General features: G+C 71.8%; 13 protein-coding genes. 3 read left to right on the forward strand and 10 right to left on the reverse strand.

From position 1 onward, the window contains the following. Positions 1-26 precede the first annotated feature (26 nt). From GWK61_RS25915 to GWK61_RS25930, 4 genes are all read right to left on the reverse strand, one after another. On the reverse strand, positions 27-749 hold the full coding sequence (locus GWK61_RS25915) for an ABC transporter permease (protein WP_194912105.1): 723 nt from the start codon (positions 747-749) through the stop codon (positions 27-29). Further along, complete coding sequence (locus GWK61_RS25920; protein ID WP_194912107.1) at positions 746-1,711, reverse strand: ABC transporter ATP-binding protein; 966 nt, start codon at positions 1,709-1,711, stop codon at positions 746-748. Before GWK61_RS25920 ends, GWK61_RS25915 begins: the two co-directional genes overlap by 4 nt. Before the next feature lie 227 nt (positions 1,712-1,938). Next, entirely contained in the window at positions 1,939-3,033 is a 1,095-nt protein-coding gene (locus tag GWK61_RS25925) for a glycosyltransferase (protein ID WP_194912108.1), read from the reverse strand. A gap of 408 nt (positions 3,034-3,441) precedes the next feature. Then, on the reverse strand, positions 3,442-3,792 hold the full coding sequence (locus tag GWK61_RS25930; protein WP_194912110.1) for a DoxX family protein: 351 nt from the start codon (positions 3,790-3,792) through the stop codon (positions 3,442-3,444). 61 nt (positions 3,793-3,853) lie between these two features. Here GWK61_RS25930 and GWK61_RS25935 point away from each other — a divergent pair, with 61 nt between their 5' ends. Beyond that, positions 3,854-4,759 carry a LysR family transcriptional regulator gene (locus tag GWK61_RS25935; protein WP_194912112.1) on the forward strand — a complete coding sequence of 302 codons (906 nt, stop codon included), beginning with the start codon at positions 3,854-3,856 and terminating at the stop codon, positions 4,757-4,759. Positions 4,760-4,799: 40 nt separating this feature from the next. Here GWK61_RS25935 and GWK61_RS25940 read toward each other — a convergent pair whose 3' ends face one another. From GWK61_RS25940 to mshB, 3 genes are all read right to left on the reverse strand, one after another. Continuing rightward, positions 4,800-8,447 (reverse strand): VanW family protein, encoded by a 3,648-nt coding sequence (locus tag GWK61_RS25940; RefSeq protein ID WP_194912114.1) that lies wholly within the window; start codon positions 8,445-8,447, stop codon positions 4,800-4,802. 286 nt (positions 8,448-8,733) lie between these two features. Beyond that, complete coding sequence (locus tag GWK61_RS25945) at positions 8,734-9,306, reverse strand: hypothetical protein (protein ID WP_194912115.1); 573 nt, start codon at positions 9,304-9,306, stop codon at positions 8,734-8,736. Next, positions 9,306-10,277, reverse strand: coding sequence for an N-acetyl-1-D-myo-inositol-2-amino-2-deoxy-alpha-D-glucopyranoside deacetylase (mshB, locus tag GWK61_RS25950; protein ID WP_194912117.1), 972 nt, complete (start codon positions 10,275-10,277; stop codon positions 9,306-9,308). Before mshB ends, GWK61_RS25945 begins: the two co-directional genes overlap by 1 nt. Before the next feature lie 74 nt (positions 10,278-10,351). Between mshB and GWK61_RS25955 the strand changes: the two genes are divergently transcribed. Beyond that, a complete protein-coding gene (locus tag GWK61_RS25955; RefSeq protein ID WP_194912119.1) occupies positions 10,352-12,508 on the forward strand; it encodes a S9 family peptidase in 2,157 nt (718 codons plus the stop codon). 158 nt (positions 12,509-12,666) lie between these two features. On the opposite strand, the gene GWK61_RS25960 is transcribed toward GWK61_RS25955, so the two are convergent. After that, on the reverse strand, positions 12,667-13,002 hold the full coding sequence (locus GWK61_RS25960) for a hypothetical protein (protein ID WP_194912120.1): 336 nt from the start codon (positions 13,000-13,002) through the stop codon (positions 12,667-12,669). Between GWK61_RS25960 and GWK61_RS25965 the strand changes: the two genes are divergently transcribed. Next, complete coding sequence (locus GWK61_RS25965) at positions 12,989-13,420, forward strand: DUF4232 domain-containing protein (RefSeq protein WP_194912122.1); 432 nt, start codon at positions 12,989-12,991, stop codon at positions 13,418-13,420. The genes GWK61_RS25960 and GWK61_RS25965 overlap by 14 nt on opposite strands. A gap of 163 nt (positions 13,421-13,583) precedes the next feature. Here GWK61_RS25965 and typA read toward each other — a convergent pair whose 3' ends face one another. Both typA and GWK61_RS25975 read right to left on the reverse strand, forming a co-directional pair. Beyond that, on the reverse strand, positions 13,584-15,479 hold the full coding sequence (typA, locus tag GWK61_RS25970; RefSeq protein WP_194912124.1) for a translational GTPase TypA: 1,896 nt from the start codon (positions 15,477-15,479) through the stop codon (positions 13,584-13,586). Between the two features lie 145 nt (positions 15,480-15,624). Next, the coding region (locus GWK61_RS25975) for a protein kinase domain-containing protein (protein ID WP_194912125.1) at positions 15,625-18,076 on the reverse strand (2,452 nt) is incomplete at its 5' end.

Here is an 18,076-nt window from a genome sequence, read left to right on the forward strand (position 1 = left end):
CGGGACCGGGGACCCCGCCGGTCACATCACTGTTCCTTCGCCGACCGGTACGAGAAGACCGCCAGCAGGGCGAAGAGCACGCCCCAGCCGAGCACCACCGCGATCGAGGTCGCCGAGACCTTGCCGCTGCTGATGATGTCCGTCCCCAGCTTGTGCGCCTGGTACGTCGGGAACCACTTGCCGATCTTCTCGAGCGTGCCGCCGAGCGGGAACCACAGGCCGCCCAGGATCGCCATCGGGAAGAACACCAGCATCACGGCCGGCTGCGCGGTCTCCGGGTCGAACCGGTAGCCGATCGCCACCGCCAGCGAGACGAAGGTCATCGACGCGATCCACAGCACCAGGGCGTTCACGACCCACTTCCAGGCCGGCATCTCCACGTGGTTCAGGAACGCGCCGATCCCGAACACCACCAGCACCGACGGGATGGTCGTGGCCAGCGAGGTGACCACCTTGGCGAAGACGTACCCCCACCCCGGGAGCGGCGTCAGCCGCAGCTGCCGGGTCCAGCCGGACTTGCGCTCGGTGGCGATCCGGATGGAGTTGTTCATCAGGGCCCCGGCGAACGCGCCGTACGTGGCCATCGCCAGCATGTAATAGGCCTTGAAGTCGACCCCGTCGGCCTGCGTGGTCTGCTTGCCGACGATCAGGTACAGCGCCGCCGGCATCGCGATCGCGAAGATCAGGTAGCGGCCGTTGCGGATCACCCGCATCACGTCCAGCTTGGTGAGCGTCAGCGTGGCACTCATCGCGCCGCCTCCATAGTCGCAGTGTCGGTGTCCCCGACAGAGTTGTCCTCGGCGGTGATCGCCAAGAAAGCCTGCTCCAGACCCAGCGCCTGGATCTCGATCTCGGCCGGCCGATATCCGGCGTCCAGCAGCGCGTACAGCGTCGCGTCGGAGTCGGAGGACTGGAGCCGCACGATGTCCGCCTGCCGCTCCACGTGCACCAGGTTCGGCAGCCGGTGCAGCACCGCGTCCGGCACGCCGGGCAGCCGGAACGACAGCCGCTTGGCACCGGCGCTGGCCTTGATCTCGGCCGCCGAGCCGTCGGCGAGCAGCCGGCCCTTGTTGATGACGATGACGCGCTCGGCGAACTGGTCCGCCTCTTCCAGGTAGTGCGTGGCGAACAGCACCGTCTTGCCCTCGTAGGCGCGCTCGCGCATGGTCGCCCAGAACGCCTGGCGGTTCTCCACGTCCATCCCGGTCGTGGGCTCGTCCAGGACGATCAGCGGGCTGTCGCCGATGATCGCCATCGCGAACTGCACGCGCTGCTGCTGCCCGCCGGACAGCTTGTCCACCCGCCGGTCGGCCAGGTCGGCGATGTTCGCCCGCTTCAACGCGTCGGCGACCGGGATCGGCCGCGGGTGCAGCTTCGCCCACAGCTCGACCTGCTCGCGCACCGTCACGTCGCTCATCAGGCCGCCGGACTGGAGCATCGCCCCGACCATGCCGTGCTTGATGGCGTCGGCTGCGGTGCCGCCGAACAGCGCCACCCTGCCGGAGTCGGGCCGGCTCAGCCCGAGCAGCATGTTCAGCGAGGTGGACTTCCCGGCGCCGTTCGGGCCGAGGAAGGCGATGGTCTGGCCGGGCTGCAACGCCATCGTCAGGTGGTTGACGGCGTGCACCGGCCCCTTGGGCGAGTGGAAGGTCTTGCTCACGTTCTCGAACTCGACTACCGCCCCGTCCGGGCTTCGAGTGTCTCGTGGCATCTCAGTCGTCCCCAGTGTCCTCAGTGGTGTGTGCGGGTCTCACGTCTCCCCGTTCGAGATCCATGACACCACCGTGACCAGGGCCGCAACCATTGTGGAAGCTCGTGAAATCGGCATGACAGCTGTCATGGCCCAAGGGGTGAGAACCGCACAGAGAACCACACTGAGAACCGCGCCGGGCGCCCGGTGACGATCGGCACGAGACCGGCACCGGACGCCCGCGACGGCTATCCGGCCAGCACCGATCGGTACAACTCACTGACATGCGCGGCCTGCTCGGCGACCGCGTACCGCTCCAGCGCGCCGGGCGGTGCCGAGCGGTCCACCGGCGTCAGGTCCGCCGCCTCGCGCAGCGCGGCGACGAACGCGTCCGGCCGCGACGGCACCCGGGCGGCGCGGTCCCCGAGGCCCGACAGTCCGTCCAGCGCGGGGGAGTCAGAGTAGACGGCCGGCAGCCCGCAGGCCACAGCCTCCAGCGGGGCCAGCCCGAAGGTCTCCGACGGCGAGGGCGAGGCGAACACGTCCATCGCCGACAACAGGTCCTTGATCTCCAGCATCCCGCCGCCGACGTCCCCGGTGAAGTGCACGCGGCCGGGCATCCACTCGTGCGCCAGCCGCTGCAGCCGCGCGCGGTCCGGGCCGGCCCCGACGATCAGCGCGATCGCGCCGTCGATCCGGCCGGCCGCCTCGATCAGCACCTCGAAGTGCTTGTCCGGGTCCAGCCGGCCGACACCGCCGATCACGAAGGCGCCGGAGTCGATGCCGAGGATCTTGCGCACCAGGGTGCGCGCGTTCGGATCGAAGCGGAACTCGCGGATGTCGATGCCGTTCTCTATCACCTCGACCCGCTCGATCCGCCAGGCCCGCAGGTAGTCCGCGACGGCCTGCGAGACCGCTATCGTCACCCGGCCCATGCGCTCGGAGGCCCGGTACATGGCCCGGACGCCGAGCCGGTCCTTCGGCTTCCCCTCGATGAGCTCCCTGCCCAACGAGTGCTCGGTGGCGACGATGGCGCGTACCCCGGCCATCCGCGCGGCCAGCCGGCCGTACAGGTGGGCCCGGTACAGATGGGTGTGCACGATGTCGAAGCCGCCGTCGCGGACCAGCTTCACCAGGTGCATCAACGACGCCATGTCGCGGTTGGACGGCATGCGCAGGTCGTGCACCCGGAACCCGTCGGCCCGGATCCGCTCCCCGACGCGGCCGCCCTCGGTCAGGCACGCCACCTCGCACTCTTCGGGCAGGTGCTGTAACAGCGTGGCCAGCTGGCGCTCAGCGCCGCCGGAGGCCAGGCCGGTGATGACGTGCAGGATTTTGGTCATACGGGGCCGCCTTCCTTGCCCCGCGCGCCGGGACGCGGGCGGGCGGCCGCCGACGGGCCTGCGCCGTCGCGGGCGCCGGCGCGGGGACGGGCCGTGGGGAGAGGTCCGGGACGGGCACCCGAACCGGGGACGAGGACGGCGGCGTTGGCCGCGGCGACGGCGGCGAGATCAGAGGTTTGATCCGAGGATGGGCGGCGATATCGGACAAGACCCCCTCCGAGCCGTGCGTGCGCACGACGAAACCCGCCCTGCCATCGGTTCCCCCCGGAATCCGCTGTGAATCCACCGCCGGCCGTCCCCATAGCCGGATCCTAAGAGCCCTCATTTATGTTGACAACGGCACCGTCGGGCGACTGGTTCACCTCCGTCCGATGTTCGGCCCATGTCAACCGTTACAGTCCGGTCGTTTCAGTGAGTGATCAGCAGCACCAGCGAAGCGATCGCGAACGCCTCGAACGCGGCGGGGAAGGCGATGTTGTGGAAGACCCGAGCACGGACGTGCGCGACGAGCGCCCCGACGAAGAACAACACCAGCCCGACCGCGGCGGCGATCCCGAGCGCACGCACTCCGACCAGGCCGAACAGCAATCCGACGGCGCCGGCCCCCTTGAGCAGGCCGAGGATCGGGAGCCAGGAGAACGGCACGCCGACCTGTTCGGCGTTCTGCTTCATGAAAGCCGCCCCGACCAGGCCCGCGACCCCCTCGAAGGCGTTGGCGAGGATGGTGAGGGCCAGGACGAGGACATACACGATGGTCATGCCTCCAGCCTCGACAGGCCACCGGATACAGCGCCAATACCTGCTTCTATAACCTGGTGGCATGGATGTGGACACCCGGCTGCTGCGGTACTTCGCGGCCGTCGCCGAGGAGGGCACGCTGACCCGGGCCGCGCAGCGGCTCTACGTGTCCCAACCTGCGCTGACGAAGCAGATCCGACAGCTGGAGGCGCAGCTGGACGTGAAACTGTTCACCCGATCCCGCGCCGGAATGACCCTGACGGCGGCGGGGCGCGCGCTCGCCGCCCGCGTCCCAACTCTGCTGAGTGAGTGGGATATTGCAATCCGCAAGACCCAAGCAGCCGCACGCATGTCAGAGAAAACACTGCATGTGGGTTTCCTCGCAGCGGCCGCGAACGAGGCCACCCCGGAGATCGTCGCCGAGTTCGCGCGCCGGCGTCCCGGCTGGAAGATCCGCATGCGGCAGGCGGACTGGGGCGATCCGAGCGCGGGACTGGCCGACGGTCTGGTGGAGGCCGCGATCCTGCGGCTTCCGGTGCCGGACACTGCGGGTTTACATATCAGGGAGCTGCTCAGCGAACCACGCTGTGTGATCCTGTCCGCCGGCCACCGGCTGGCCGGACGCGCCCGGATCGCCGCGGCCGACCTGCGCGACGAGGCGTTCGTCGCGGCACCGGCGCGCACCGGCGCCTGGCGCGAGTACTGGCTCGGCGGCGAAGACGTCACCGGACCGGGAGGAACGCCGGTCCGCATCGGCGCGGTCGTGACCCAGCCCGACGAATGGCTCGCCGCGATCGGCAACGGCGACGGCGTGGCCCTGGCCCCGGAGTCGGCCTCGCGCTTCTACCCGCGGCCGGGCCTGGTGTTCCGGCCGGTCGACGGGATCAGCGCGAGCACGGTCGCGGTCGCGTGGCGGGTCGGTGAGGACGCCGATCTGGCGGTCCAGGAGTTCGTCTCCTGCTGCGTGGACGTCGTCGCAAAGAATTGAGAAACCTCAGTAGAACTGCGCGCCACATCACCACATACCGTCAGTGCCGCGATGACGGCGCCCCCAGCAAGCCGCCCAACAGCGAACCGTCCGAAGCACTCGAAGCCGGGGTTTCGACCGGCGTGCCGGACCCCGCGCCGCCGGTCGGGCTGGGGGCGTTCGGGCTGCTGGCGGTGCCCTGCGTCGCGGTGGCGGAGGACTGCGGGGTCGCGGCGCCGCCGGTCGGCGTTCCGGTGGGGGTGCCGACCGTGGCGCCGTTGGCCGCCGAGGCGCCGTTGCTGCCCGGCGCGCCGCAGATCACCTTGTCCTGCGCGGCGTAGGAGCTGTGGAACACCTGGCGGATCGGGTCCTGGCCGCTCTTGGTGAGGGTGCGGGTGACGTCGACCTGGAACCCGGGGACGCCGTCGCCGGCGACGCATGGCTCGGCCGAGGAGTACGTGGTCTTCGGCTGCACCAGCGCGTAGTGCGGCGAGGTCTCGGTCTGGACCGAGTCGTACGCCTTCTGTCCGAGCACTGCGACGGTCACCGCGTTCTCCGTGGAGCTCGTCCAGAGGTAGACAGGCGCGCCGGAATCGTTCTGGAACTTCAGATCCACGTCCGGGTACACCATCGCGGCCTCCATCCCGGGCGGGAAGTGGTCGGTCACGGTCGCGTGCGGGTGGTGCTCCACATCCTTGAGCCCGGCCAGGTATTCGGCGTTGTACAGCGCGGTGGCGACCAGGGAGGTGCCCGCGCCGACGTCCTGCGCCGGGGTTGAGGTCCCGGACTGAGCGGCGGGGAGGAAGCCGTTCGCCGTCGTGCGCGCGCCGAGGATCTGGTTCAGGCTGAACACCTGGCCCGGCTGGAGGATCTGGCCGCGCACCAGGTCGGCGGCGCGCTTGACGTTGGCCGTGCGCTGCGTGGTGGGGCTGAACGGCGCGGTGTACAGGCCCATCACGTCGTGCACACCGAGCGCCTGCGCGGCCTCGGTGGTGAAGGCCGGCGGCAGCGGACCGATCGGCACCGTCGCGATGCGCTGCGCCGAGGAGGCCTTCGTCAGCACCGGCAGGACCGCGCTCTGGATCGCCTCGGGGGCGTAGCCGAGGCCGTTCTTGCCCGGGACCAGGACCGGCTTCCCGCCGGAGACCGTGAACGAGGCGTCGGTCGGCGCCTGCTCCAGCTTGGCCAGCGCGTCGTGGTCGAGTTCGGCCCGGATGCCGACGCCGTCGAGCTTCGGGGTCAGGCCGCCGTGGCCGTCCGGCTCGATCGCCAGGTGGCGGCCCAGGATCGCGGGCTTCAGGACGGTGTGGACGCTCCCGGTGATCAGCACCACCGAGCCGGACATCGCGGGCCGCGCGAAGTCCTGCATGGCCTGCGCGACGGCGGCCGGCGTGACAGTGGGCTGAATGTCGTGGACGGCCAGCGCGACCGGCGGGGCCGGGAAGCCGGTGAACGGGGCAGAGGCTGGGACAGCGGCCGGGGCGGGGATCGCCGGCGCCGGTGCTGCGGGGATCGGGCCGGCCGGCGCGCTGCCTGTCGGCATGCCGGCAGTCCCGCTCGGGGAAACCGGCGCGGAAGGTGTGGACGAGGGTGAGGAAGGAGTCGCAGGGGACTGTTTCACCCGAGATGTGGCGGTGTGATGCGTCGGCGAAAGCTCAGTCTTCGCAGGCGCCATCGCATATGCCACCGGAGCAGTCGGCAGTGGGGCTGCCGGCGCCATGCTCGCCAGGTGCACCGAGGACACGCCGTTGTCGAACGCCGAGACCACCGCGTCGACCGCCACGTCGACGTCGATCTGCCGACCGGGACGCGGGGCGATCGGCGTCGGGACGCCGCCGGGGAAGACCACGCTGCCGTCCACCATCGGCTTGTCGAAGCCGGTCGTGAGGTTGGTCAGCGCGGTCTTCAGCGCCGTGCGGTCGACACTCACCTGTAAGGGAACCTCGCGACCGCTACCGGCGAGCGCCGGGATGGCCACCGTCGGGTCGGAGCGCCCCGAGGCGGCCGCTGCGACCGTTCCGGCGTAGTCGATGTGCAGCCCCGACTGGTCCGGCGCGAGCTGGAACGTGGTGCCGTCGGCGGTGAGGCGCAACGGCGCGTTCAGCGTCGAGCCGAGGGCCGCGGACAGCTTGGCCTCGGCGGCGGTGCGCGTCATGCCGCCGATGGCGACGCCGTCCACGACCGTGCCCTTGGGCACCTGGCCTTCGAAGGCGAGCGCGGCGCCGTACAGCGCGCCGCATGCGAGGGTCACGGACAGCGCGGAAACCAGCGCCACCCGGCCGCGCCGACGGCCGCGCCGGGAGCGGTGGTGGTCCGGGTGGTGGTCGGACCAGTGCTCCTTCGGCAGCACCTTGGACAGCACCTTGGTGTCGTCGGCACCGTCGGCGTACTGGGTGTAGCCGGTGTGGCCGCCGCGCGTCGGGGCGGGCATGGCCGCGGTGCGCGGCGCGGGCTTGGCCTGCGCCCCGATCCGCGGCGGCGGAACCGGCCGCGCGACCGCCGGCGCGGTCCGCCGGAAGTCCGACGCCGAAATCGCCGCGGCCCCCATCGGGACCAGCGACTCGGTCGACGGGTCGTAGAACGAGGACTCCCCGGACGAGTCGTGGAAGATGCCGCCGAGGTAGCGCATCCCGACCGGGCTCCGGCGCGCGGCTTCGTAGCCGGGAACCTGCGTCGGCACGCCGTAGCGGCCCCCGGGCGGAGCACTGGGGCCGTACTGGTTCGGCAGCGTCGCCGGCTGCGACGCTGCGGCTCCGGCCGCTTCCCCGCTCTGCGTGGGCACAGTCGCCGCCGCGGCGGCCTGAACGCCGCTCGCGCGCTGCGCCTCCAACTCGCGCCCGATGGCGTCGAAGTCCCCGAAGAACTGCTCGACCGTGTCCGACAGCAGGTCCGCCTCGGCCCGGCTGGCGAGGTCCGGCGGCACCGACGCGGTGAGCCGCGCCGAACGCGGCACGGCCCGCACCCCGCCGAACGCGGCGCCCGGCATCGGCACCACCATCGTCGCGGTGGTCAGCGCCAGCACGTCGCCGGGCAGCGCGGTCGCCTTGGCCGGGCTCACCCGGTGCAGCATCTGCGAGGCCTCGACGACCTCCTCGATCGCGGCGTCGCCGCGCAGCGTGGTCGACGGGACCGGCGGGGCGTCCGGCAGCTTGATGCGCAGCAGCGCGCTGGCCTGATCCGCGGGCACCACGCGCAGCGGGCCCTCGCTCGGGCCCCATTCCGGCTCTCCACCACTGGCGCCGCCGCCAGCACCGCCAGCACCGCCGGCCGCCGCACCACCGCTGAAGGCGTTCGGGCCCGCGTGCGAGAACGCTTCCCGGCCGGCCGTGCCAGCCGTGCCAGCCGTGTCGGCCACGTCGGCCACGTCGCCGGGACCGGCGAAGCGCTGCGCCGGGAAACCACCGGAACTGCTCAGCGTGTCGGCACCGCCGCCGAAGCCGGACATGATCCCGGTCCCGTAGTCGCCCCCGCCGCCGTAGTCCAGGCCGTGCGCCTGCCCGGCGACCGGCTCGGCCCCGTCGCGGAACAGGGAGGCGTCATGGAACCCGGTCGCACCGGGGCCGGGCACCGAGGCCGGGCCGGCCCCGAACGCGGGCTCGGCCGGCGGCGGGACCTCGTCGCGGAACAGCGGCGCACCGCCGAACCCGTAGTCGGGCTGCCGGTCCGGATCAACGTCGTCTGCCTGGCGTCGGGGAAACTCGTCGTTCAAAATCGGTCGCCTCTGTCAAGGTCGGTCGCGCAGGGCCATCGGGCAGGGCCTACTAGCTGTGCCATCTAGCAGCGCGCCACCGGCCACCGAGAGTGTTGCTCCGATCACAGTACTGTGATCAGCGGTGGTCACAGGGGCGTACGGGTGACATTGCCACGGCCTTGCGGCGCTGACCCGCCGGAATCCGGCGAGGCTTCACTCGATCGAGCGAGGAGGATTCCGCCTCAAGTCCGGTCCCCGAAAAGCCGGATTTGACGGTTTTGCGACAGAGCGAACGCTCAGAGGCTCAGCGCGAGCGGCCGGCGGTCTTCTCGGCGAGCCGGTCGGTCAGCTGCCACTGGAACACCAGCACCGCGATTCCGAAGGCGATGACAAGGCCGCCGTAAACGAAGATCTGCGCCGAAGAGGTGTTGGCCAGGATCACGGTGCCGCTGTTGCCGACGCCGAACATCAGCGTCGCGACGACCAGCAGCCAGCCGGCGACCGGGATCCCCACGGCGCGCGGGGCGCGCAGCAGCGCCCCGCCGACCAACAGCAGCGCGCTCAACAACACCAGGCCGATGAGCGAGCCGAGCGGGAACGCGAAGCCGCCGGAGCCGCCCTGGGAGGCGGAGGTCGGGTCCCCGGCGTCCAGCAAGCGCGGGCCGGAGCCGCCGACGCGCACGGTGTAGCCCTGGATCATCGAGCCGATCAGCCCGACCACGGCCCCGGCCCCGCCGAGCCCGGAGAGCACCAGCGCGCGCCCGCGCGGGGACTCCGTGCCCAGCCACGCGGCCCCGACCAGACCGATCAGGCCGACCAGACCGGCCAGCACCACGACCACCGACACGCCGACCTCCGCTGTGCCCGAAACGTCCATCAGTCCTGGGAAACCCCGGCAGCGGCCCCGTCCGCGATCCCGAGGCCGGCGAACAGGTCCTTCTCCAACTCGCTGTCCGAGCGCTCGGCGACGCCCTTGACCAGCTGGTAGAACTCGTGGGCCATGAAGTTCATGCCGATCGCGTTGGAGAGCGCGAAGAAGCCCTCCTTCATCGAGATCTGCGTGGGGTAGGCGCGCATGCCCTCGCGCTTGTTCTCCATGTACGCGCTGCCGTCGATGCCGGTGGTCACCAACGCGTCGTCGGTACCGAAGGGCAGCTCGTCCACCGAGTCCACGGCCAGGAAACCGCTGGTGTCCCCGGCCTCCTTCAGCAGGCGGATGCCCTCGGCCAGGGACGACTTCGGCAGCGCGGTCCAGTAGATCTTCGTGACCTCCCAGGCCGCGCCGTGCCCGGGCGCGAAGTCCGGGTCGGCGGCCAGCTCGGCGGCGCGCATCGCGACGCGGTGGGCCTGGATGTGGTCGGGGTGGCCGTAGCCGCCGTTCTCGTCGTAGGTGACCAGCACCTGCGGCCGGATCTCGCGGACCACCTTCACCAGGTGCCCGGCGGCCTCGTCGAGGTCGGCGTGCCAGAACGCGTGCGGCTTGTCGTTGGCCGGCGTCCCCATCATCCCGGAGTCCCGGTAGCGGCCCACGCCGCCGAGGAACCGGTGGTCGGCCACGCCGAGCGCGGTCATCGCGTTCGCCAGCTCCACCACCCGCACGTCGGCCAGCCGGTCCTCGCGGTCGGCGGCCAGGTGCTCCAGCTCGGGCACCAGCACCTCGCCCTCCTCGCCGGCGGTGCAGGTGACCAGCGTGACGTGCACGCCCTCGGCGGCGTAGCCGGCCATGGTGGCGCCGGTGCCGATCACCTCGTCGTCCGGATGGGCGTGGACGAGCAGCAGACGCCGGGCGGCCGTGGGGCTCGCGGGGGGCGTGGCGCCCGCCGACTGCGCGGTCGTGTTCGCGGTCATAGGGCAAGGGTACGCATACCTTCCCCGCCGCTCGGGGAACAGCCCGGCGGCGCCGGGGCGAATAGCATGACGGCATGGCTGACACCCCCTCGTTCCCCCGGCATTCGGCCCGGACCCAGCGTTTCACCCTCGGCGTGCCGCGCGCCTTCAGCATCGCCCCGGACGGCACGCGGATCGCGTTCCTGCGCGGCAAGCACGGCACGGACACCGCGACCTGTTTGTGGGTACTGGATCCGACCAGCGGCGAAGAGCGGCTGGTGGCCGATCCGATCGCGCTGCTCGGCGGTGCGGGCGAGGAGCTGACCGACGAGGAGAAGGCGCGGCGCGAGCGCTCGCGGCAGGGCGCGGCCGGCATCGTCGGCTTCGCGGTCGACGCCGATCTGATGCATGTGGCGTTCGCGCTGTCCGGCCGGCTGTTCGTGGCCGACCTCACAGAAACGGACCCGGCGCGGGCCGTACGCGAGCTGCCGACCCCGGGCGGCGTGGCCGACCCGCGGCCGAACCCGGCCGGCACGCACGTGGCCTACGTGGCCGGCGGTGCGATGCGGGTGATCGGCCTGGACGGCGCCGACGACCGTGCGCTGGCCGAGCCGGAGACGGACACCGTCACCTACGGCCTGGCCGAGTTCATCGCGGCCGAGGAGATGGACCGGTTCCGCGGCTACTGGTGGGCCCCGGAGGGCGATCGGCTGTTCGCCGAGCGCGCCGACGAGGCGCCGATCCAGACCTGGTTCATCTCCGACCCCGCGAACCCCGGCAAGGAGCCGGCGGCGGTGCGCTACCCGGCGGCCGGGACGAACAACGCGGCGGTCTCCGGCGTGGTGCTCGGTCTGGACGGCTCGCGGGTGGACGTGGCGTGGGAGGACTCCTCGCCGTACCTGACCACGGTCCACTGGTCGGCGGGCGGCGATCCGGTGCTGGGCCTGATGAACCGCGGGCAGACGCGCGTCACCTACGCGCTGCTCGACCCGGACACCGGCATGGTGACGCTGCACGGCGAGGAGTCGGACCCGCGCTGGGTGGACATCGTCTCCGGCGTCCCCGCCTGGATCAGCGGAGCCGACGACGGCGACGAGGAGCCCTCGGCCGCGCTGGTCACCGTCGGGGCCCGGGAGGGCGCGAACCGCGTCCTGCTCGACGGCGAGCCGCTGACCCCGCCGGAACTCCAGGTGCGCTCGGTGCTGGCGGTCGGCGAGCACGGCGTGCAGTTCAGCGCCAGTGCCGAGGATCCGGCCCAGGTGCACGTGTTCCTGGTCTCGCGGGACGGCGTGGTGCGTCAGCTCACTGAGACGTTCGGCGTGCACTCCGCGGTGTTCGGCGCGGACCTGGCCGTGATCAGCTCGGCGTCGTTCTCCGAGCCCGGTTCCACCGCCCGCGTGATGCGGCTGGACGAGGACGGCGACGCGAAGGACCTGTGCACGGTCCGCAACGTCTCCGAGACCCCCGCGCTGAAGCTGAACGCGACGCTGGTCCGGCTCGGCGAGCGGGCGCTGCGCGGCGTGCTGGTCCTGCCGACCGGCCACGTGCCGGGGACCAGGCTGCCGATCCTGCTGGACCCCTACGGAGGCCCGCACGCGCAGCGCGCGCTGGCCTCGCACAACATGCACCTGGGCTCCCAGTGGCTGGCCGACCAGGGCTTCGCGGTGCTGGTCGTGGACGGCCGCGGCACGCCGGGCCGCGGGCCGGAGTGGGACCGCGCGATCTACCGCGACTTCGCGGGCCCGGTGGTGCAGGACCAGGTGGACGCCGTGCAGGCGGCGGCCGAGCAGAACCCCGACCTGGACCTGACCCGGGTGGCGATCCGTGGCTGGTCCTTCGGCGGCTACCTGTCGGCGCTGGCGGCCCTGCGCCGCCCGGACGTGTTCCACGCCGCGGTGGTCGGCGCGCCGGTCACCGACCAGCACCTGTACGACACCTGCTACACCGAGCGCTACCTGGGCCACCCGGACGCCGAGCCGGAGGTCTACCGCCGCAACTCGGTCGTGGTCGGCACCGAGCCCAGCGGCTGGGCGGAGCAGCACCGGCCGCTGATGCTGATCCACGGCCTGGCCGACGACAACGTGGTGGTCGCGCACACGCTGCGGCTGTCCTCGGCGCTGCTGGCCGAGGGGCGTCCGCACGAGACGCTGCTGCTGTCGGGGGTGACGCACATGACGCCGCAGGAGGTCGTCGCGGAGAACCTGATGCTGCTGCAGGTCGACTTCCTCAAGCGCGCGCTCGCCGGGAGCTAGGCGCGGCCCGACGTGACGCCGGGGCGATGCCCGGCAGGACTCTGGCAGGGCTCTGGCAGGCGATGCCTCGCAGGACCCTGGCGTCACGCGAAGATGACCATGAGTTGATTCGGGTTAGTGGCAACCTGGCCGGGTTACTCGGCGTCTACTTGCCGTAGTCACCCGGAAAGGTTGGGTTCCATGAACCGTATTTCCGTTTTGGTCGCAGCGGGGGCGCTCGGAGCCGTCGCCCTGACGACCGGATGTACCAGCACCTCCTCGAAGAGCGCCGTCAGCGGCGGATCCACTGTGGGGACCACGAGCTCGGCGGGGACCACGTCCTCGTCGGGATCGGGCTCCAACCCGGCCGGAGGCTCCGCCCCGGGCTCCGCGTCCAGCACCGCCGGCGGCAGTTCCACGGCGTCGAGCTCCGCCACCACCGCACCGTCGACCTCCAGCTCCTCGGCCACGCACACCGGCTCGGCCTGCACCACGGCCGAGATGCCGTCGGGCACCTGGCGCGTGGTCCCGGACAGCCAGGGCGCCGGCCACGTCGCCGCCGACCTCACGCTGCAGAACACCTCGGCGCGCAGCTGCACCGTCGCCGGCTTCCCCGCCATCTCGCTGCTCGCCTCGAACGACCGCACGCTGCCGTCGTATGTCGTGAAGGACAACTCGGTCGCGGTCACCACCATCACGGTCGCCCCGGGCGCCTCCGTGCACGCCGAGATGCGCTACTCGGCGAACGTCCCCGGCCCCGGCGAGTCCCAGAACGGGCAGTGCGAGCCGACGACGGTGCACGCGCAGGCGCAGCTGCCGGGGGACAGCGCGTGGGCACACATCACGCTCGACAGCCCGACGCCGGTGTGCGAGAAGGGCGAGCTTCAGGTGAAGCCTTTCGTGAGCGGGCAGTCGAGTCCCGCCGGAGGCTGAGCCCATCAAGGGCCGTAGACCGCACAAGGAAGCAGGCGCTGACATGAAAACCGAGCGGCCGCCGCAGGAGATCCCGCGGCGGCCGCTCCGCCGTTCTTTGGTTCCTTGGTTCTTTGGTTCTTTCGTTCCAGAGGCTTGTCAGCCCCCGAAGCTCAGCCGAAGCTCAGCCCTTGGCCTTGGCCGCGTTGCCCCGCGAGCGCCCGCGCACCTGCGCGTTCAGCTCCACCTTGCGGATCCGCACGGTGTCCGGCGTGACCTCGACGCACTCGTCCTCGCGGATGAACTCCAGCGCCTGCTCCAGCGACAGCTGGCGCGGCGGGATCAGCGTCTCGGTGACGTCCGAGGTGGACGACCGCATGTTGGTGAGCTTCTTCTCCTTGGTGATGTTCACGTCCATGTCGTCGGCGCGCGAGTTCTCACCGATGATCATGCCCTCGTAGACCTCGGTGGTGGGCTGCACGAACATCGTGCCGCGCTCCTGGAGGTTCATCATCGCGAACGGGGTCGCCGCGCCGGCGCGGTCGGCCACCAGCGAGCCGGAGGTGCGGGTGCGCAGCTCGCCGTACCAGGGCTCGTAGCCCTCGAACACCGCGTGCGCGATGCCGGTGCCGCGGGTCAGGGTCAGGAACTCGGTGCGGAAGCCGATCAGCCCGCGGGAGGGGACCACGAACTCCATGCGGACCCAGCCGGTGCCGTGGTTCGTCATGGTCTCCATGCGGCCCTTGCGGTTGCCCTGGATCAGCTGGGTCACCGCGCCCAGGAACTCCTCGGGGCAGTCGATGGTCAGGCGCTCGACCGGCTCGTTGAGCTTGCCGTCGATGGTCTTGGTGACCACCTGGGGCTTGCCGACGGTGAGCTCGAAGCCCTCCCGGCGCATGGTCTCCACCAGGATGGCCAGCGCCAGCTCGCCGCGGCCCTGCACCTCCCAGGCGTCGGGGCGCTCGGTGGGCAGCACCCGCAGCGAGACGTTGCCGACCAGCTCGCGCTCCAGGCGGTCCTTCACCAGGCGCGCGGTGACCTTGGTGCCCTTGGTCGGGCCGCGGCCCACCAGCGGGGAGGTGTTGGTGCCGACGGTCATCGAGATCGCCGGCTCGTCCACGGTGATCAGCGGCAGCGGCCGCGGGTCCTCCGGGTCGGCCAGGGTGTCGCCGATCATGATCTCCGGGATGCCGGCGATGGCGATGATGTCGCCGGGGCCGGCGGACTCGGCCGGCTTGCGCTCCAGCGCCTCGGTCATCAGCAGCTCGGTGATCTTGACCCGCTCGATGGTGCCGTCGTGCCGGCACCAGGCCACCTGCTGGCCCTTGCGGATCTCGCCCTGGTGCACCCGGCACAGCGCGATGCGGCCCAGGAAGTTGGACGCGTCCAGGTTGGTGACGTGCGCCTGCAGCGGCGCGCCCTCGGTGTAGGAGGGGGCCGGGATGGTCTCCAGGATGGTCTTGAACAGCGGCAGCAGGTTCTCCGAGTCCAGCTCGCCGCCCTGGCCGTAGCCGGACGAGGCGGGCACCGGCTTGGTCAGCGTGGCCTTGCCGTCGCGGGCGATGGCGTAGACGATCGGGAACTCGATCTGCTCCTCGGTGGCGTCCAGGTCCATGAACAGCTCGTAGGTCTCGTCGATGACCTCGTCGACCCGCGAGTCCGGCCGGTCCACCTTGTTGATCAGCAGGATCACCGGCATCTTGGCGGCCAGCGCCTTGCGCAGCACGAAGCGGGTCTGCGGGAGCGGCCCCTCCGAGGCGTCCACCAGCAGCACCACGCCGTCCACCATGGACAGGCCGCGCTCCACCTCGCCGCCGAAGTCGGCGTGCCCGGGGGTGTCGATGATGTTGATGATCACGTCCTCCCCGTCGGGACCGCGGTAGTGCACCGCGGTGTTCTTGGCGAGGATGGTGATGCCCTTCTCGCGCTCCAGATCGTTGGAGTCCATGGCGCGCTCGTCGACGTGCTGGTGTTCGCCGAACGCGCCGGACTGCCACAGCATCGCGTCGACCAGCGTCGTCTTGCCGTGGTCGACGTGCGCGACGATCGCCACGTTCCTGATGTTGTCGCGTGTGGGCATGCCTGAGCGCTCCTTGGCAGAAGGGGATACCTACCCATCGTACGGGGTCGGGAATCCTCCTGCTTACCGTCAGTGCCCGCGCACCCGGCGTCAGGGTTAACTCGGAGCGCCGGACACAGCCCGTGATGTGGCGACCGTCACAGGTTCACCCGTCCGCCGCGACCAGCGCCAGCGTCCCACCGGCCGAGACGACCACGCCGCCGGGCACCGCGATCCACACCGGATCCGCACTCCGGTCGAAGCCGGGGACGGTGTACTTCCAGCGCGTCCGACCGGTCGCGAAGTCCACGGCCCACCAGGTGCCCTGCTGGTCGGGGACGTAGACATTGCCGTCCGCGGACTGCGGCGCGCCGGCGTCGGAGGCGGTCGCGAACGACTCCGTGCCCTGCGACTGCCAGCGGAGCCGGCCGGTCTGCGCGTCGGCGGCGTAGACACCGTGGCGGGAGAGGACGACGACGGAGTTCGCGTCCGGCAGGAAGGTGATGAGCGCGATACTGCCGGCGTCCTCGGGCGGCACCGGGAGCGCGACGCTCCACGTGTTCAGGGCGCCGTCGGCGCTGCCGCCGGTCAGGGTGTCGGCTTCCGGCCGGTCGGAGAGCAGCAGGACGTAGTGGTCGCCGGCCGAAGCGATCTTGTTGAGCGAGACGCGGCCGTAGTCCACGAAGGTCTTCAGCGGACGGCTCCACGCCTGGTCGCCGCTGCGGATGTCCAGGGCGGTGACGGCGCCGGCGGTGTTCGGATCGCCGGAGCCGGCGGTGAGGATCTGCGCGCCGCTCGACGGCACCGCCAGCGTGGCGAAGTCCACACCACTCTTCTGCCACAGACTTCGGCCGCTGATGACATCGACGGCCCACAGGACCGGCACACCCCCGGCCGTCCCGACGACGAACACCATGCCGCCCAACGCCCCGCCGACCCGGAGGTCGAGCCAGGGGCCCTGGGGCGTGGCGGCGCGCCACTTCTGCGTTCCGGTCTCGACGTCCAGCGCGAGCAGGTCACTTCCGGCGGAGGCGCCGCCCCGGTCCGACGCGACGATCAGATAGACGACACCGGAGTCCACGACGCCGTTGCCGGAGCCCCGGACGCCTGAAGCCCGCACAGGACCCCACTTCGGATTGGCCCCGAAGTCATAGCCGGAGACGCCGGACTCGCCACACACGACGAGCACCCCGTCGCCGGCCGCGAGCGAGGAGACCCCGCCGCCGGGGAGCGACCAGAAGGGCTTGGCGTCAGGACCCTGCAGGGTGCCGGCGGCTCCAGTCGGCGGCGGGAGCGGCCCACTCTTCGGGAGCGGGAGTCGGGCGGTGAACCCGGAGCCGGAGGCAGAAGGCCTGGTTGCGGACGGCACTGCGCCGACAGCACCGGTAGACGGCCGAGCGTCGGCGGTGGTCGTGGTGCCGGAGCTGCCGCCGAGTCCGAGCGCTGCGGCAGTTCCGCCCGCGGCGACGACCGCGCCGCCGGTCAGCGCGAGGAGGAGGTTGCGGCGGCTCGGGGCGGGCTGGCCGCCGGGCGCGCCGGGCTGCTGGTAGAACGCCGCCGCAGAATCAGGCTGCTGCGCAAACCCAGGTATCTGCCCGCCAGGCACAGGCGGAGCCCCCGCGAACGCCACTCCCGCATCGGCCTGCCGCTGCCCCGTCGCCACTCCCCCATCAGCCTGCTGCGCCGCGAAAGCTTGCGGCACCCTCGGCGCGACAACAATCGTCGCGTTCGTATCCGGATCCCCGGCCGACCCCAACCCCGCCGCGGCAGCCGCCCGGACCTCCTCGGCGAGCGCCAGCGGCAACCACCCGCCCGCCAACGGGATCGGCGCCCGCCGCCGCACGTACTCCACCACCTGCTGTGGCTGCGCACGCCCGGTCGGGTCCTTCTGCAGGCACCCGCGGATCAGCTCCCGCAGCGCCGCCGGCAGCTTCCCCAGCACCGGTGAGGACTTCGCGACCCGCTTCTTCACCTCGTCCTGTGTCCCCTCGCCGAACGGCGGACGGCCGGTCGCGGCGAAGAACAGTGTCGAGCCCAGCGCGAACATGTCAGCCGCCGGCGTCACCTTCCGTCCCAGCGCCTGCTCCGGCGCCAGGAACCCGGCCACGCCGAGCTCTCCCGCAGCACCGTCGAAGGCCCGCACCAGCGCGTAGTCCACGACGCACGGGCCCTCAGGCGTCAGCAGCACAGTGCCCGGCCGCAGATCACCGTGCATCACGCCGGCGGCGTGCACGGCCGCCAGCGCCTCGGCGAGCCCGGCTGCGAGGCTTAGTAGCGCGGGCTCGCGCAGCGGCCCGTGGTCGGCGACCGCCTTCGGCAGCGGCACCCCCGCGACGAACGCCGACGCCAGCCACGGCGCCTCGCCGTCCAGCTCCACCCCGAGCACCGGGGCCGCGTAGGGCACCGTGACCGTGCGCGCCGCCGCGACGTCCGCCGCGAGCCGCGCCTTGACCGTCGCGTCGGCCAGCAGCTCCGGGCGCAGCGCCCGGACCGCGACCGGCCGGCCGGCGTCGGAGTACCCCCCGTACAGCGGACCCAGCGCGCCGGCGCCGAGCCGGCCGACCGTCGAATGCGGACCGACCCGCCGCGGGTCCCCCTCGGTCAGCGGCCCCATCGCC

Source organism: Catenulispora rubra (assembly GCF_015356825.1).
GTDB classification, from domain to species: Bacteria; Actinomycetota; Actinomycetes; order Streptomycetales; family Catenulisporaceae; genus Catenulispora; species Catenulispora rubra.

Bases quoted from the DNA above. Each gene is read 5' to 3' on its own strand.
- GWK61_RS25965 (WP_194912122.1), top strand. From the start codon at position 12,989: ATGCCGTCGGGCACCTGGCGCGTGGTCCCGGACAGCCAGGGCGCCGGC.
- GWK61_RS25945 (WP_194912115.1), bottom strand. From the start codon at position 9,306: ATGGACGTTTCGGGCACAGCGGAGGTCGGCGTGTCGGTGGTCGTGGTG.
- GWK61_RS25925 (WP_194912108.1), bottom strand. From the start codon at position 3,033: ATGACCAAAATCCTGCACGTCATCACCGGCCTGGCCTCCGGCGGCGCT.
- GWK61_RS25935 (WP_194912112.1), top strand. From the start codon at position 3,854: ATGGATGTGGACACCCGGCTGCTGCGGTACTTCGCGGCCGTCGCCGAG.
- GWK61_RS25915 (WP_194912105.1), bottom strand. From the start codon at position 749: ATGAGTGCCACGCTGACGCTCACCAAGCTGGACGTGATGCGGGTGATC.
- GWK61_RS25955 (WP_194912119.1), top strand. From the start codon at position 10,352: ATGGCTGACACCCCCTCGTTCCCCCGGCATTCGGCCCGGACCCAGCGT.
- GWK61_RS25920 (WP_194912107.1), bottom strand. From the start codon at position 1,711: ATGCCACGAGACACTCGAAGCCCGGACGGGGCGGTAGTCGAGTTCGAG.
- typA (WP_194912124.1), bottom strand. From the start codon at position 15,479: ATGCCCACACGCGACAACATCAGGAACGTGGCGATCGTCGCGCACGTC.
- GWK61_RS25930 (WP_194912110.1), bottom strand. From the start codon at position 3,792: ATGACCATCGTGTATGTCCTCGTCCTGGCCCTCACCATCCTCGCCAAC.
- mshB (WP_194912117.1), bottom strand. From the start codon at position 10,277: ATGACCGCGAACACGACCGCGCAGTCGGCGGGCGCCACGCCCCCCGCG.